This window comes from Deinococcus taeanensis, from assembly GCF_020229735.1.
Classification (GTDB): domain Bacteria; phylum Deinococcota; class Deinococci; order Deinococcales; family Deinococcaceae; genus Deinococcus; species Deinococcus taeanensis.
This window is the reverse complement of the sequence record NZ_CP083455.1, coordinates 1,447,538-1,462,232: the sequence shown is the minus strand read 5'-3', so window position 1 is coordinate 1,462,232 and position 14,695 is coordinate 1,447,538. Positions and strand designations below refer to the sequence as shown.

The following is a 14,695-nucleotide window of genomic DNA, read 5'->3' as shown; positions in this document are numbered from 1 at the left end:
GCGAGAAGCGGGGCGCCGGAGGCTGCATTCCGGTGCCCCGCTTCTCGCTTTCAGCCGGGGCTTTCAGTCAGGCTGGTTCACGGGCCGGGCGAAGTCCAGCCAGCCCCACTCCCGCAGGTACGCACGGAACTCCCTGAGCAGCCCGGCGGCGTTCGCCTGCTCCTGCGCGGGCAGGGTGCGCAGCCACGCGTCACCGGTCGCGCGGGTGTAGGCCAGCAGCGGGGCAGGGGCGCCGAGAAAGCCCTCCAGGGCTTCCAGCTGCGCCTCGAACCGGGCGCGGCGCCAGGGGGACTGCCGGGTGACCTCCGCCAGAAAGTCGGCCGCGGCGTGTTCCAGCAGGGGCGCGCGGCCCACGATCCACGGGGCTTTCACGGGCGGCAGGGCGCCCGTCACGCCCGCCACCCGGGGAACCCCTCAATGGCAACCAGGGTGGGGCGCGGCACGCGGCTGCCTGGCCTGGCGCCGAACGAGGAGCGCAGCTTGTCCAGGCTCTCGCTGTCCTCTCCGGGATGCTGAATGGACAGGAACAGGGTCCGGCCGTCCGGGGACCAGACGGGACCGGTCATCTCGGCGTCTACCGGGCCGATGGCGAAGCGGTAGGCCCTGCCGGCGTGCTGGCCCTCGGTGGGAAAGAAGAACATGGCGTTGTTGCCGTGGAAAGCCTTGATGGGGTTGGTACTCAGGTCGCTGTTGTCGGTGACCATCCACAGGTTTCCGTACGGATCGAACACGAGGTTGTCGGGACTGGCAAAGCCGCTCTGCGGGCCGCCCACGGCGAACACCTCCCACAGGAAGGACTCGGCGGCCCAGTCGTCCTGCGCCTCTCGGAGTTTGATGATCTGCCCGAAGTAGTTGCCGTGCCTGCTGTTGTTCGTCAGGGCCACGTACACCTCACCGGTGCGGGGGTGAATCTCGATGTCCTCCGGGCGGTCGACGGGCGTGCCGCCCACCGCGAGGGCGCTGGCACGCGCGTCGGCCAGCACGTCCGCCTGGCTGGCGAACAGGGGTCTGCCGTCGGCGCCTTTGGCGTCCTGAAGTTTCTTGTTGCGGTCGTAGTCCAGCAGCAGCCACCGGCCGGTGCCGAAATCCGCGACGTACAGGTCGCCCTCGGTGAGCAGGTTCAGGTTCGCGGCGCGGTTGGCAGGCTCGAAGCGGCCGCGCGACACGAACTTGTACACGCAGGCGTCCTGCATATCGTCGCCCATGTACCCGACCACGCGGCCGTCCCGGGCGACGGTCACGGCGACGTTCTCATGCCGGAACCGGCCCATGGCGGTGCGTTTCTTCGGCGTCCAGCTGGGGTCAAAGGGATCGATTTCGGTCACCCAGCCCTGGTGCAGGGCCTCGTAGCCGCTGCCGGCCCAGGACCTGGTGTACCCGTCCACGTTCTCCTCGCAGGTGAGCAGCGTGCCCCAGGGCGTCTGCCCGCCGGAGCAGTTGCCGACGGTGCCCCGGACGGTGGTGGCACCCTTCACGGCCGCCGTACCTCGCACAGGTCCGGTCAGTTCAATGCTGGTCAGCGCGTCGATGCGGCGGTTGCGGGGGTCGGGCACGATCCGCCACTGTCCCTGCTCCCGGCGGACGCGGACCACGCTGACGCCCATGGCCTGCATTTCCGCGCGGATCTGCTCGGGGGTTCGTTCCCTGGTGTTGCCGCCCACGAACAGGGCGTTCACGTACTCGTGGTTGATGGTGAGCAGGGCGTCGGTGCTGCTGCGCCCCCCTTCGAGCAGATCAATGGGGAAATACCCCACGAAGTCGTGGTTGAAGCCAATTTCGCGGCCGTCCTCGGTGAACACCTCGCCCCAGGGGGCCAGCAGCTGGGACCGGTACCCGGGCGGGAGGGTCAGGGTGTCGGCATTCCCGCTGGGTATGGCGCGGAAGGGCGGAACGGTGCGGGGGTTCAGGGCCCTGGGGTCCACGGCACTGGGCCCGCCGTTGTTCGCAGCCTGGGCCTCGCTGATGGTCAGGGGGAGCGTGAGGGCGGCGGCCGTTGTGGCGGCGCTCCCCAGCGCGGCGCGGCGCGACAGGCGCGTGTCGAGCAGGCGGTGCCAGAAACTGGGGGTGACGGGGTCCGGGTGGGTCATGTCCCTCAGGGTGCCGTGGGCGCGTGACGGGCCGGTCAGGGGCTGGTCAGGGGGGTGTCAGGGTATGGTGGGTGAAGCGGCACGTTTCAGTACCCCCGGTGGGGGCGTCACCGGTGACCCCGCCTGGGGCATGGTCCCACCGGGACCGGGCTGCTTAATATGAAACCGTTTCAGGCTCCGCTGTCAGGCCGAGCCCGGAAAGGAGCATCTTCTTGGAAACCCTGCGCGTCTCCGGCACTTCCCGACCCAACGCCATCGCCGGTGCCATCGCCGCTCTGCTGCGCTCGCAGGGGCAGGTGGAAATTCAGGCCATCGGCCCGACTGCCGTGAACCAGGCGGTTAAGGCTCTGGCCATTGCCCGCGGGTACCTCGTGGGTGATCACCTTGACCTGTACACCCAGCCGGAATTTGTGAAACTCGACGTGCAGTCTGAGGAACGGACCGCTGTGCGCTTCGTGGTGCGCAGCATTCCCGCAGCCTCTCAAAGCTGACCTCGCTGCACCAGGCGCGCCGCCCTGACCTGTCAGGCGGCGCTTTTCTCTTGGCACTGCACCTGAGGAGCAGTGTCCTGAGTTATCATCAAACTTGAGTGAGTAGCGCTAAGATTATGTCAGGAGGAGGTCTGATATGGCATTCTTCGGCCCCTACACCCCCCTGATCCTGATCATCCTGCTCGCGTCCTTTCTCATCCAGGGCGCCCTGAGCCGCACCTACGGCCGCTGGAGCCGCGTCCGCAACCCCCACACCCTCACGGGCGCACAGGTGGCCCGCATGATGCTTGACCAGAACGGCCTGCACCACGTGCCGGTTCACGCCGTCCCCGGAACCCTCAGCGACCACTACGACCCCATTCGCAAGACCGTAAACCTCAGCGAGAGCGTCTACGGCGCGCCCAGTGTCGCCGCCATGGCGGTCGCCGCGCACGAGGTCGGGCACGCCATTCAGGACAAGGTGCACATGCCAGCCCTGGTCCTGCGCGCCCGCCTCGCCGTTCCACTCAGCCTCGGCATGAACCTCGCGCCTCTGCTGTTCATGGCCGGCGTGCTCATGCACTTCACCGGCCTGCTCTGGGTGGGCGTCCTCCTCTTCGGCGCGGCCCTGCTGTTTCACCTGATCACGCTGCCCGTGGAATTCGACGCCAGCCGCCGCGCCCTGGCCTACCTGCAGCGGCGCGGCCTGAGCGGTGGCGCCCAGGCCACCAGCGGCGCCCGCTCCGTGCTGACCGCCGCGGCCCTCACGTACGTCGCCGGATTCGCCATGGCCCTCGCCCAGTTCCTGAACGTCCTGAGCATCGCCCGCAGCAGTGACGACTGAACACCACCATGACAAGGAGCCCGGAGGTTGATCTCCGGGCCCCTCGTCATGGTGGCCGTGCCGTCAGACGTTGAAGCCGAACATGCGCATCTGGCGCTTGCCGTCCTCCGTCATCTTGTCCGGCCCCCACGGCGGCGACCACACGAACTCCACGTTCACCTCGTTCACGCCGTCCAGGCGCCCCACGGCCATCTCCGCGTCCGCGCGGATCAGGTCCTGCACCGGGCACCCCACGCTGGTCAGGGTCATGGTGATGTCCACCAGGCCAGCCTCATTGATGTCCACCCCGTAGATCAGCCCGAGATCCACGACATTCACCGGAATTTCCGGGTCCTTCACGACCTTCAGCGCCTCCAGGATCTGCGCCTCGCTGGGCAGCCCGGCAGGCGTTCCGCTCTGCGGCGTGTTCTCCGGCGCGGTCATCAGCTCTGCCCCTGCACGCTGGGCAGCCCGTCCTGCACCCAGGCCATGGTGCCCCCGGCGAGGTTCACGACCTGACCGTACCCCTGCGCCTTCAGGAACTCGCCGGCGCGGGCGCTGCGGGCCCCGCTGCGGCAGATCATCACCAGTTCCCGGTCCTTCGGGAGTTCCGCGTAACGGGTCTCGAAGTCGCTGAGCGGCATCAGCAGCGCGCCCTCAGCGTGCACCTCATCAAATTCGTTCTGCTCACGAACGTCCACGAGCAGCGCGCCCTGCTGCACGCGGCGCTGCCCTTCCTGCGGAGTGACATCTTCCATGCGGCCCAGCATACCCGAGCGGCCCACTCGGAATGTGCGCCGCGGCCACCCTGTCACCCGGCGCGCCGCGCGTATCCTGCGCCCATGACCCTCCCCGAAGGCGTAACCGTGATCGACCTGCGCCCCGACGACCTGCGCGGCCGTGACCCCCTGACCGCCCTGACCGACCGGCCAGTGCAGGCCGTCAGCCTGGACGCCATCGAGAACGGCACGCACGGCCTGTCGCCCGACCTGGGCCCCCTGCTCGTGATCTGCGAGCGGGGCGTACGCTCCGGGCTGGCCGCCCGGTACCTGCGCGCCGACGGGCTGAACGCCCAGGCGTACCCAGGCGGGGTGCCCGCCCTGAAAGCCGCGCAGTCCTGAACGGCCGCGGGACCTCTCGCGCCACCCCGGGCACTAGACTGGCGTTCATGTGTGCCCTGCCTCCTGGTTTCATTACCACCCGCGACGTGCTGGACGAACGTCTCAGCGGCCCCGACGTGCGCCGCCTGGAACTGCGGCACGGGAATGAGGAACTGCTGTACGGCCTGGACGTCCTGGGCCTCGCCGGTCCGTTCTCCCGCGTGACCCCCTGGGAACTCGAGGACGAGCGCGGCGTGCGCCGCATCAACGCCAGCGGGTACGCCGCCGCGCCCTTCGGGGAGATGCCGCCCGCCATCACGGCGTTCATGCAGGAATTCCTCACCAGCAACCGCGCCATGGGCCTCCCGCAGCAGTCCACCAGCCCCTGGCGGGCCGCGCTGGAAGCGAACCTCGTGGCGCTGCTCGCCCGCGACCTGCCCAGCCACGCCGACAGTCAGGTGTTCTTCTGCTCCAGCGGCACCGAAGCGATCGAGGGCGCCCTGAAGTTCGCCAAAGCCTGGCGGCCCCGGGCGAAATACCAGATCTCGTTCGCCAGCGGGTACCACGGCAAGACCCTCGGCAGCCTGAGCCTCACCCCCAACCCCGAATACCAGGACATCTTCCGGCCCCTGGTGCCCGGCGCGCTCACCAGCCCCTACGGCGACCTGGACGCCCTGGCCCGCCTGATCCGCCGCGTGGGACCCGACAACGTCGTGTGCGTGGTCGTGGAACCCATTCAGGGAGAGGGCGGCGTGAACCTCCCACCCGCCGGATTCCTCAGCGGCCTGGGCGACCTGTGCCGCCGCCACGGCATTCCCGTGATTGCCGACGAGATTCAGACCGGCCTGGGCCGCACCGGCCACTGGTTCGAATCGGCCGCGCAGGGCCTCAACGCCGACATCATCACCCTCGCCAAACCGCTGGGCGGCGGGATGACTGCCGTGGGCGCCACCATCGTCCGCGCCCCCATCTACAAGAAGATGCTGGGCGGCCTGAGCAGCAAACGCCACAGCAACACCTTCGGCGGCGGGGCACTCGCCATGGCAGTCGGCCTGAAAAGCCTGGAGTACCTGCTGGAAAACGACTTCCCGGCCCGCAGCCGTGAACTCGGCGCGCAGGGCCTCGCCCGGCTGCGGGCCATGCACGCCCGCTTTCCGAAACTGCTGGAGGACGTCCGCGGCCAGGGCCTGCTGCTCGCCCTGCAGTTCCGGCCCATGGTGGGTGTGCCGCTGCCCGGCGTGCTGAAGGAACTCGTGTTCGAGGCCACCGCCATCCTGGCCCTGCGCGAACTGCACCAGGGGGGCGTTATGGCAAACCTGTCCCTGAGCAGCAAACGCACCGTGCGCCTGACACCCGCCCTGGACATGCCGGACGACGTGTTCGCCACCCTGATGGACCGCGTGGAAGCCTTCACGCAGACCCACCCGCACGCCCGGGACCTCCTGACCCGCACGCCGCCGCAGGTCACGGCGCGCCTCGCGGCCTTTGCGGCCAGCTCGCCAAAGAAACGGACGCCCAGCGACGGCTAGGTCCACTCACGCACCGGCAGGGGAGGACGGAAGCGCGCTCTCCCGCCTCCGCCTTCAGGCGAGGCCGCAGGCGCGCTGCACGAGCAGATGCAGTTCGTCGCGTCCCAGGCGCCGCACCTCCAGCGTCAGGTCGTCCGGCAGGCTGCTGAGGCCCGGCACGACCGGCATGAACCGCAGTTCCGGGCGGCAGATCAGGTCCCGGGTGGCCGTCAGGGCCAGCGTGAAGTCCACGCGAAGCTCGAAATGCGCGTTCAGCTCCTCGCGCAGCGGCGCAGGGTCACCGGCCAGCAGCGCCACCATCGCGGCGTGCGGCGCGAACCCGTCGTCGAGGTGCCGCGCGGTCCGGTCAACGTCCAGGAAGATCCCGGCGTTCATCAGCGTGGCCCCGGCGATCCGGCGGCGGCACAGGTCCGCGCTGTCGCCCCGCACCAGGGTCACGCGGCGACCAGCGCGCGCGGCGCCGCCCAGCAGCGCCCAGTACCGGCCCAGGCTGGAGTACCGCGCGAGTTCCACGTGCCCGGCCGGTTTGAACGGCAGGGGCCGGGTGGGCCGGTCGGTGGCGGGGGAGGTCACAGCCTCATGCTACGGCGAGCGGCCCCGGGCAAGAGCGGTGAAGGTCACGCGAACGCCGGCCGGCCTACACTGCACGTTTCCGGACAGATAGACTGGCGTGACCCGCCCGGGCGGCCTGCTCTGGCCTCCGAGCCAACCCCACCCTGACCGTGACGCTCCGCGTGGTGAGGGGCACGCACCGTGAACCGTGCGCAGGCCAGAGCAGCCCTCCTGACCGCCGTGCAGGTGAAGCTCAGCACCCCGGAGCAAAGGCTCAGGTCACCGGGACTGGTGTGCGGCGCCCTGCCATGGGGTTCATGACCACAACCCTCTGGACCATGGGGGACGGCTGAAGGCCCCCTGATCCGCCGCGCCGCACCCCCGGCCGATACTGCCGGCATGACCCGCTCCTCTGCCCCCGGCCCCCGCGAGGGCTTCGTGCAGGTGCGCGGCGCCCGCGAACACAACCTCAAGGACGTGAACGTGGACCTGCCGCGCGACGCCCTGGTCGTCTTCACCGGCGTGTCCGGCTCCGGGAAGTCCTCCCTGGCCTTCGGGACGCTGTACGCCGAGGCGCAGCGCCGCTACCTGGATTCCGTCTCGCCCTATGCCCGGCGCCTGTTCAACCAGCTGGGCACCCCGGACGTGGACCGCATCGACGGCCTGCCGCCCGCCGTGGCCCTTCAGCAGCAGCGGGGCGTGCCCACCGCGCGCTCCACGGTCGGCAGCCTGACCACACTGAACAACGTGCTGCGCCTGCTGTACTCCCGCGCCGGCGACTACCCGCCCGGCCAGGGCATCGTGTACGCCGAAGGGTTCTCGCCGAACACCCCTCAGGGCGCCTGCCCGGAATGCCACGGGCTGGGCCGCGTATTCGACGTCACCGAGGACAGCATGGTGCCCGACCCGACCCTCACGATCCGCGAGCGGGCCGTGGCCGCGTGGCCCACCGCGTGGGCCGGGCAGAACCAGCGCGACATTCTCGTCACGCTCGGCTACGACGTGGACACCCCCTGGCAGGACCTGCCCCGCCAGGCCCGCGACTGGATCCTGTTCACCGACGAACAGCCCCAGGTGCCCGTGTACCCGGGCCTGACGCCCGAGGAAACCCGGCGAGCCCTGAAACGCAAGGCGGAACCCAGCTACCTGGGCACCTTCACGTCTGCACGCCGGCACGTGCTGCACACCTTCACGAACAGCCCCAGCGACACCATGAAAAAACGCGCCGCGTCGTTCATGGTGATCCGCGAGTGTCCCGTCTGCCACGGCAAACGCCTCACGCGCCAGGCGCTGGCCGTGACTTTCGCCGGACTGGACATCGCAGACTTCTCCCGGCAGCCTCTTACCCGAGTGGCCGAACTGCTCGCTCCGGCCGCCTCGGGCCGGACCGACCGCGCCGGACGGGCGCGCCCCGAGGAGGAAGCGCTGGCCCTCACCCGGCTCGCCGGGGACCTGTGCGCCCGGGTGGAGGTCCTGACCCGCCTGGGCCTGGGGTACCTGACGCTGGAGCGCAGCACCCCCACCCTGTCCCCGGGGGAGCTTCAGCGCCTGCGGCTCGCCACGCAGCTGTACTCGAACCTGTTCGGGGTGGTGTACGTGCTCGACGAACCTTCCGCCGGCCTGCACCCGGCGGACACGGAAGCCCTGCTGGACGCCCTGCGGGACCTGAAAGCCGGAGGGAACTCCGTGTTCGTGGTGGAACACGAACTGGAGGTGATCCGCCGCGCAGACTGGATCGTGGACGTCGGCCCGGCCGCCGGAGACGCGGGCGGGCAGGTGCTGTACAGTGGTCCGCCCGAAGGCCTGCAGGCCGTACCGGACTCCCAGACGGCCCGGTACCTGTTCGCCTCACCCTCCCCGCTGCCTGAAACGCGCCGGACCCCACGCGGGTGGCTGCGCCTGGAGGGCGTCACGCGCAACAACCTCCGCCACCTGAGCGCCGAACTACCGCTCGGCACCCTGACCAGCGTCACGGGCGTGAGCGGCAGCGGCAAGAGCAGCCTGATCACGCAGGCCCTGCCGGACCTCCTGGGCACCCACCTGGGCCAGACCCCCGCGCCCGAACCCGACCCGGACCCGACCCTCCCGCCGGATGATGCTCCGGTTCCCACAGGCGGCACCCTGAGCGGGGACGTTTCCCAGGTGCGCCGGCTGGTGCAGGTCACCCAGACGCCCATCGGGCGCACGCCCCGCTCCAACCTCGCCACGTACACCGGCCTGTTCGACCACGTCCGCCGCCTGTTCGCCCAGGCCCCCCTCGCCCGCCAGCGCCGGTACAGCGCCGGGCGATTCTCCTTCAATGTCAGGGGCGGCCGCTGCGAACACTGCCAGGGCGAAGGATTCGTCATGGTTGAACTTCTGTTCCTGCCGTCCGTGTACGCGCCCTGTCCCGTCTGTCACGGCGCCCGCTACAACGACAAGACCCTGGAGGTCACGTGGGCTGGCCTGAACATTGCCCAGGTGCTCGCCCTGCGCGTCGATGAGGCCGCCGTGATCTTCCGCGACGAGCCTCCCGTTCACCGCGCCCTGAACACCCTGCAGGAGGTGGGCCTGGGCTACCTGCGCCTGGGTCAGCCGGCCACGGAACTCTCCGGCGGTGAAGCTCAACGCGTGAAACTCGCCGGCGAACTTCAGAAGGCCACGCGCGGCCACACGCTGTACCTGCTTGATGAGCCCACCACCGGCCTGCACCCCAGCGACGTGGACCGCCTGAACGCCCAGCTGCACCGCCTCGTGGATGAAGGCCACACCGTCATCGTCGTCGAGCACGACCTGGGCGTCGTCGCCGCGAGCGACTGGGTGCTGGACCTGGGGCCGGGCGCCGGTGACGAAGGCGGACAGATTGTCGTGGCCGGGCCACCTGATCAGGTGGCCCGGTCGCAGGCCAGCCGCACCGCCCCGTACCTGCGCGCGCACCTGGACCGGCTGGCCGTGCCCACCTGAGCGTCCGGAACCCCTGCGCCTGGGCGGCGCCCCAGCAATGCCCACCGTCCCCGTCAGGCAGGGGAGAGGCACTGCGGTGCCGCTGGTCTGCCCACGTGCCTGCCAGCCAGGGCCTCTCCGGGGCCAGGGGGCCGCGCAGGCAGGTCAATTACGGTGGTCCGGCGCCCGCCGTCCAGGCGGAGGCACACGTGCAGGGGAGGACGCCGTAGCGCTGCTGCCCGACCGGCACACGCCACACCGCCGAACGACACGGCCAGCCTATTGACCGCGAGCCGGACGTATCCCCAGGTCGGCCGGTGCCACACGTTTGGGTGTTCGTCCTCTGGGCGCTGGTCGAACTCAGCGGGGAACGGGCCTTTGAGGAGCAGTCGGCCGGGCAGCCGGTGCCGGTCCTGGCCGGGCGGACGCATCAGGATGCCCGCGACCGGGCGTCTGCGGATGGGGTTCCGGCGGTTGGCAGGCAGGCGCAGGTGGCTGGGGTGACGTGGGGCCGTTCAGCGGCCCACTTCCGCCTGGTTCGGCTGCTGAGGAAGGTCGCCGTTCGCTTCGCGCAGCGTGCGGCCCATGCCGCGGAGCAGGGCCAGGATCGCGCCCAGCGCCACCTGCACGTCACGGTCTTTCAGAAGGGTCAGCAGTTCACCCAGGCCCGCGCCCCGGCCGGAGGCAACATGCCGCGCGCTCTCGCTGACCCCCACGGTGACGGCGTGGCCCAGGACACTGACCTCGCGCGGGTCCAGGCTGGAGAGCGTCTTGCTGAGCTCCGTCACGTTGCGCAGGAGGGTCGTGCCGCTCGGCCCGCCCGTCACGTGCAGCAGGGCCGTGACGAGCCCCTCACCGCCGCGGACGGCTTTGCTCAGGACGTCCAGCACGCCGTGTTCATGCAGGTCGGTCAGGAGGCGCAGGGCGTCGTCCAGGGCGGGGGCAGCGTCGTCCAGGTGGGCGTGCAGGCGTTCCTGCGGGGTGGGCTCGGGGGGGGTGAAATCAAGTGCTTTCGCCATGGATTCTCCTGGGGAAGGGCCGGGCTCACGCCAGGGTCAGTCGTCGGTGCCCAGCGCGTCGGAGCGGGCGTTCAGGCTGTCGCCGTGCATGGGCAGCGGTCCCCCGGGGAAGACGTAGTCGGGCCGCGCCCACTTGCGTTCCACTTCCACGCCCCCCTGCGGCGTGGGGTGACCGTACCGGTGATTGGTGGGCGGCAGGGGGTTCTCACCGACGTCGTGCAGGACTTCCATGCGGACGCTGGTGTCCTTGTACGCGGGCGTGTTCGTGATGGTGTCGCCGCCTGATCCGGTCAGGCGGTTCACGGCGTCCGTGGCGTGGCGGGCGTTCATGGGCACGTACAGCTCGTGACCGTGAACGCGGCCGGTCACGTGCGCCCGCAGCCGCACGGCGCCGTTCGGGCTGACCAGCCTCACCCACTGTCCGCTCTGCACGCCGCGCTCAGCGGCGAGTTCCGGGCTGACCTCCACGAACGCGTCCGGCGCCTTTCCGGCGATGCCGTGCACGCGGAAGGTCATGTTGCCCTCGTGGAAGTGCTCCAGCATCCGCCCACTGTTCAGGTGCAGGTCGTACTCGGCGTCCGGAGCGTTACGGCGGGGCTGGTACGCCGCCGGGTGCAGTCTCGCCCGGCCGTCCGGGAAGTGAAAGCGGTCGCGGTACAGCAGGGGCGTGTCGGTGCCGTCCTCAGCGACGGGCCAGCACAGCGACCGGTACCCGGCCAGGCGGTCGTAGGTGACGCCCGCATAGAACGGCGTGAGGCGCGCGATCTCGGCCATGATCTCGGCCGGGTGCGTGTACGTCCAGCTGGCACCCATGCGGTTGGCCACGGCCGTGTAGATCTGCCAGTCGGGCCGGCTGCCCTTCAGGGGCGCCATCACCTGGTACAGCCGCTGAATGCGCCGCTCCGTGCTGGTGAACGTTCCTTCCTTCTCCAGGGACGGCGTGGCGGGCAGAACCACATCTGCGTACCGGGCGGTGTTCGTGAAGTACAGGTCCTGCACCACGAAGAATTCCAGCGCCTCGTACCCTTGTTCCAGGTGGTTGGCGTTCGAGTCGGTGAGGCTCATCTCCTCGCCCGTGAGCCACAGGGCCCGCAGCTGGCCGTCAATGGCCGCGTCGACCATCTGTGTGTTGTCCAGGCCTCGTTCGGGGCGCAGCGTCACCCCCCACTCCCGCTGGTGGCGCTGCACGGTCAGCGGGTCCGTGACCTTCTGGTAGCCGCTCACCTGGTCGGGCATGGCGCCCATGTCGCTGGCCCCCTGCACATTGTTATGCCCCCGCAACGGGTACGCGCCGGTACCGGTGCGCCCGTAGTTGCCGGTCAGGAGGAGCAGGTTGCTGATCGCGGCGCTGGTGTCGCTGCCGCCGCACTGCTGCGTGACGCCCATGGCCCACAGGATACACACGCTCCGCTGCGCGGCGAGGTCACGCGCGAAGGCCTCCAGGGTCAGGGCGGGAATCCCGGTCTCCTGCTCGGCGTACTCCAGGGTGTACGGGCTGAGGGACTCCAGGTACTCTTCCAGGCCGTTGACGCGGTCGTTCAGGAACGCCCGGTCCTGCAGGCCCTGATCCACGATAAACCGGCTCACGGCGCTCAGCCACACGAAGTCCGTGCCGGGGCGCGGGCGGATGAAGGTGTCCGCCCGGCGGGCCAGTTCATGCTCGCGGATGTCGAACACCACGAGCCTGGTGCGTCCCAGTTTCTGCGCGCGTTTCACGCGGGCCGCGAGCACCGGGTGGCTTTCAGCGGCGTTGCTGCCGATGGTGATGACCATGCTCGCCTGCTCGATGTCGTGAATGGTGCCGCTGTCCCCGCCAATCCCGACCGTGCCGACCAGGCCGGCCGTGGCGGGCGACTGGCAGTACCGGGAGCAGTTGTCCACGTTGTTCGTGCCGATCACCTGCCGCGCGAACTTCTGCACGAGGAACGCCTCCTCGTTCGTGGCCTTGCTGCTGGCGACGAACGCCAGGGCGTCCGGGCCGTGCGCCGCGCGGACGTCAGCCAAGCGGCGCGCCACGAGGTCCAGCGCCTCGTCCCACGTGGCCTCCTGGAAGCGGCCGCCCTCCCGGATCAGGGGTGACGTGAGCCGGTCGGGGCTGTTAACGTACTCCCAGCCGAACTTGCCTTTCACGCAGGTGGAGATGCCGTTGGCGTGCCCCTGGCCCGGCTCGACCTTCAGAAGCTGCCGGTCGTGCGTCCACACGTCGAACGAGCAGCCCACGCCGCAGTACGTGCAGACCGTCTTCGTTTTCTGAACGTACCCGTCGCGGGCGGCCGACTCGATCTCGGAGACGTTCATGATCGGCCGCAGGCCGGTGCTGCCCTCCACGCCCTTGACCACGTCAATGGCCGCGTCCCACACCGGCAGCGGAATGCCGGTGAACAGGCCCGCCTCGCCCAGCATGCCCGTTTCCATCAGGGCGTTGCACGGGCACACGGTGACGCAGTGCCCGCAGCTCACGCAGCTCGATTCCCCGATGGGCTTCCCGCCGTCCCACAGGACGCGCGGCTGCTCCGCTTCCCAGTTGATCGTGAGGGTCTCGTTGACCTGCACGTTCTGGCAGGCTTCCACGCAGCGGCCGCACAGAATGCACTGGTCCGGGTCGTACCGGTAAAACGGGTTCGTGTCGTCCTTCGGGTAGCCCTTGGGCTGGAACGGCCGGGTCTGATGCTCAAGGCGAAGGACGCCCAGCGTGTTGTGCACGGTGCAGTTGCCGTTGTTGTTGTCGCACACCGTGCAGTACAGGTCGTGGTTGGCGATCAGGCGGTCGTACGCGTCACGCTGCGCGGCGCGCGCCGCGTTCGTCTGCGTGCGGACCACCAGCCCTGCCCGGACGGGCGTGCCGCAGGCGCGGCCCAGGGCGCCGTCGATCTCCACGGCGCAGGTGTCGCACGTCTGGATGGGGCCCAGCTGCGGGTGGTAGCACACCTGCGCGAGTTCAATCTGCGCGCGGTTGATGACGTCCAGCAGCGGCTCCCCCGCCCGCGCCGTGTGTACGGCGCCGTCCACGGTCACCGTCACCTCCGGCCCAGGCGGCGGCCGGGTCGGGCCCACCGTGAACCGTAACTGCGCGTCGTTTGGCACGTCCGTCTCGCGCATGCATCCTCCCTTGGAACTCAGGCCAGTATAAAGACAGGCCGTTCGCGCGGGACGGAGCAGAACTTTAGGCCCCGGCCGGTCCAGCGCGGTCTACAGCACCAGCACGCCGTGATGCTTGGCTTTCTCCTGCGGCTCCACGTGAATATTGATCGAGGACTGCGGTGACTGTGCGCGGATGGCGTCCTCCAGACGGTCGCAGATGGCGTGCGCCTCGGCGACTGTCATGCTGCCGGGCACGACCATGTGAAACTCGATGAAGGTCACGCTGCCCGCGTGCCGGGTCCGCAGGTCGTGCATTTCCAGCGCGCCCTCGCCGTGCTCGCTCATCGCCTGCCGGATGCGGGCTTCCGTCTCGCGGTCAACGGCGGCATCCATCAGGCCGCCGATGCTGTCGCGCACCAGCAGCCACCCGCTCCAGAGAATGTTCACCGCGACCACCACGGCCAGCAGCGGATCAAGCCACCCCAGCCCCGAGAGCCGCGCCGCCAGGACGCCCACCAGCACGCCGATGCTGGTCACCACGTCACTCATCACGTGCCGCCCGTCAGCGAGCAGCGCCGGGGACCGCAGAAGCCGTCCCTGCCGGGTCAGGATGGTGGCCCACACCGCGTTCAGGGCGCTGGCGCCCAGGTTCACTGCCAGACCGGACAGTCCGGTCCCGGACCGGCCCTGCAGCAGCTGCGGGTTGAGCAGCACCGGCAGCGCTTCGCGGACAATGGCGGCGGCGGCCAGCACGATCAGGACCCCTTCGGCCACCGCGCTGAAGTATTCGGCTTTCGTGTGCCCGTACGGGTGGTTCGCGTCGGCCGGGCGCGCCGCGACGCGCAGCGCAACGAAGGCGGCGACGGCCGCGGCCACGTTGATGATGCTTTCCAGCGCGTCGGAGTACAGTGCGACGCTTCCGGTCAGCAGGTAGGCCAGGAATTTCAGGCCCAGCACGACCAGGGCCACGAGAATACTGCCCAGCGCCAGGCGGGAAGCGCGGGAGGAGGTCTGCTGGGAGGCGGAAGGCACCGTCACCGCAGGAGCGTACCAGGGTTAGTCCCGGCGAAAGGCGTGCCCCGTGCAGGGACAACGTCGCACCCTGCCCGTTA

Annotated in this window: 13 protein-coding genes; 5 read left to right on the top strand and 8 right to left on the bottom strand. The window is 69.8% G+C overall.

The window, feature by feature from the left end; all coding sequences use genetic code 11:
- Positions 1-63: 63 nt before the first annotated feature.
- Complete coding sequence (locus tag LAJ19_RS07110; protein ID WP_225475087.1) at positions 64-393, bottom strand: hypothetical protein; 330 nt, start codon at positions 391-393, stop codon at positions 64-66.
- The gene (locus tag LAJ19_RS07105) at positions 390-2,087 is read right to left on the bottom strand and encodes a PhoX family protein (RefSeq protein ID WP_225475086.1); all 1,698 of its coding nucleotides are present in this window, start codon (positions 2,085-2,087) and stop codon (positions 390-392) included. Before LAJ19_RS07105 ends, LAJ19_RS07110 begins: the two co-directional genes overlap by 4 nt.
- A gap of 212 nt (positions 2,088-2,299) precedes the next feature.
- Between LAJ19_RS07105 and LAJ19_RS07100 the strand changes: the two genes are divergently transcribed.
- Both LAJ19_RS07100 and LAJ19_RS07095 read left to right on the top strand, forming a co-directional pair.
- Entirely contained in the window at positions 2,300-2,578 is a 279-nt protein-coding gene (locus LAJ19_RS07100) for a stage V sporulation protein S (RefSeq protein WP_225475085.1), read from the top strand.
- Positions 2,579-2,714: 136 nt separating this feature from the next.
- Complete coding sequence (locus tag LAJ19_RS07095; RefSeq protein WP_225475084.1) at positions 2,715-3,401, top strand: zinc metallopeptidase; 687 nt, start codon at positions 2,715-2,717, stop codon at positions 3,399-3,401.
- Positions 3,402-3,464: 63 nt separating this feature from the next.
- Here LAJ19_RS07095 and LAJ19_RS07090 read toward each other — a convergent pair whose 3' ends face one another.
- Both LAJ19_RS07090 and LAJ19_RS07085 read right to left on the bottom strand, forming a co-directional pair.
- Complete coding sequence (locus tag LAJ19_RS07090) at positions 3,465-3,824, bottom strand: metal-sulfur cluster assembly factor (RefSeq protein WP_225475083.1); 360 nt, start codon at positions 3,822-3,824, stop codon at positions 3,465-3,467.
- Positions 3,824-4,138: a rhodanese-like domain-containing protein gene (locus LAJ19_RS07085; RefSeq protein ID WP_225475082.1), complete on the bottom strand. Its 315-nt coding sequence runs from the start codon at positions 4,136-4,138 to the stop codon at positions 3,824-3,826. Before LAJ19_RS07085 ends, LAJ19_RS07090 begins: the two co-directional genes overlap by 1 nt.
- 84 nt (positions 4,139-4,222) lie before the next feature.
- Between LAJ19_RS07085 and LAJ19_RS07080 the strand changes: the two genes are divergently transcribed.
- Positions 4,223-4,501: a rhodanese-like domain-containing protein gene (locus LAJ19_RS07080; RefSeq protein WP_225475081.1), complete on the top strand. Its 279-nt coding sequence runs from the start codon at positions 4,223-4,225 to the stop codon at positions 4,499-4,501.
- 47 nt (positions 4,502-4,548) lie between these two features.
- Positions 4,549-6,009 carry an aspartate aminotransferase family protein gene (locus LAJ19_RS07075; protein ID WP_225475080.1) on the top strand — a complete coding sequence of 487 codons (1,461 nt, stop codon included), beginning with the start codon at positions 4,549-4,551 and terminating at the stop codon, positions 6,007-6,009.
- Positions 6,010-6,063: 54 nt separating this feature from the next.
- Here the strand turns inward: LAJ19_RS07075 and LAJ19_RS07070 are convergent, their stop codons facing one another.
- Positions 6,064-6,582 (bottom strand): hypothetical protein, encoded by a 519-nt coding sequence (locus tag LAJ19_RS07070; RefSeq protein ID WP_225475079.1) that lies wholly within the window; start codon positions 6,580-6,582, stop codon positions 6,064-6,066.
- Between the two features lie 378 nt (positions 6,583-6,960).
- On the opposite strand from LAJ19_RS07070, the gene LAJ19_RS07065 reads away from it, so the two are divergent.
- Positions 6,961-9,504 carry an excinuclease ABC subunit UvrA gene (locus tag LAJ19_RS07065; protein WP_225475078.1) on the top strand — a complete coding sequence of 848 codons (2,544 nt, stop codon included), beginning with the start codon at positions 6,961-6,963 and terminating at the stop codon, positions 9,502-9,504.
- Positions 9,505-9,998: 494 nt separating this feature from the next.
- Here the strand turns inward: LAJ19_RS07065 and LAJ19_RS07060 are convergent, their stop codons facing one another.
- The 3 genes from LAJ19_RS07060 to mntE form a co-directional block, all read right to left on the bottom strand.
- Positions 9,999-10,502, bottom strand: coding sequence for a helical membrane plugin domain-containing protein (locus LAJ19_RS07060; protein WP_225475077.1), 504 nt, complete (start codon positions 10,500-10,502; stop codon positions 9,999-10,001).
- Between the two features lie 36 nt (positions 10,503-10,538).
- Entirely contained in the window at positions 10,539-13,601 is a 3,063-nt protein-coding gene (gene fdhF, locus LAJ19_RS07055) for a formate dehydrogenase subunit alpha (RefSeq protein WP_225475076.1), read from the bottom strand.
- Positions 13,602-13,691: 90 nt separating this feature from the next.
- Positions 13,692-14,621: a manganese efflux transporter MntE gene (mntE, locus tag LAJ19_RS07050; protein ID WP_285892295.1), complete on the bottom strand. Its 930-nt coding sequence runs from the start codon at positions 14,619-14,621 to the stop codon at positions 13,692-13,694.
- Positions 14,622-14,695: the final 74 nt, after the last annotated feature.

What these genes read in the sequence shown, in the direction of transcription:
- LAJ19_RS07105 (WP_225475086.1), bottom strand. Translation starts at nt 2,087, where the DNA reads ATGACCCACCCGGACCCCGTCACCCCCAGTTTCTGGCACCGCCTGCTC.
- LAJ19_RS07095 (WP_225475084.1), top strand. Translation starts at nt 2,715, where the DNA reads ATGGCATTCTTCGGCCCCTACACCCCCCTGATCCTGATCATCCTGCTC.
- LAJ19_RS07090 (WP_225475083.1), bottom strand. Translation starts at nt 3,824, where the DNA reads ATGACCGCGCCGGAGAACACGCCGCAGAGCGGAACGCCTGCCGGGCTG.
- LAJ19_RS07085 (WP_225475082.1), bottom strand. Translation starts at nt 4,138, where the DNA reads ATGGAAGATGTCACTCCGCAGGAAGGGCAGCGCCGCGTGCAGCAGGGC.
- LAJ19_RS07080 (WP_225475081.1), top strand. Translation starts at nt 4,223, where the DNA reads ATGACCCTCCCCGAAGGCGTAACCGTGATCGACCTGCGCCCCGACGAC.
- LAJ19_RS07075 (WP_225475080.1), top strand. Translation starts at nt 4,549, where the DNA reads ATGTGTGCCCTGCCTCCTGGTTTCATTACCACCCGCGACGTGCTGGAC.
- LAJ19_RS07065 (WP_225475078.1), top strand. Translation starts at nt 6,961, where the DNA reads ATGACCCGCTCCTCTGCCCCCGGCCCCCGCGAGGGCTTCGTGCAGGTG.
- LAJ19_RS07060 (WP_225475077.1), bottom strand. Translation starts at nt 10,502, where the DNA reads ATGGCGAAAGCACTTGATTTCACCCCCCCCGAGCCCACCCCGCAGGAA.
- fdhF (WP_225475076.1), bottom strand. Translation starts at nt 13,601, where the DNA reads ATGCGCGAGACGGACGTGCCAAACGACGCGCAGTTACGGTTCACGGTG.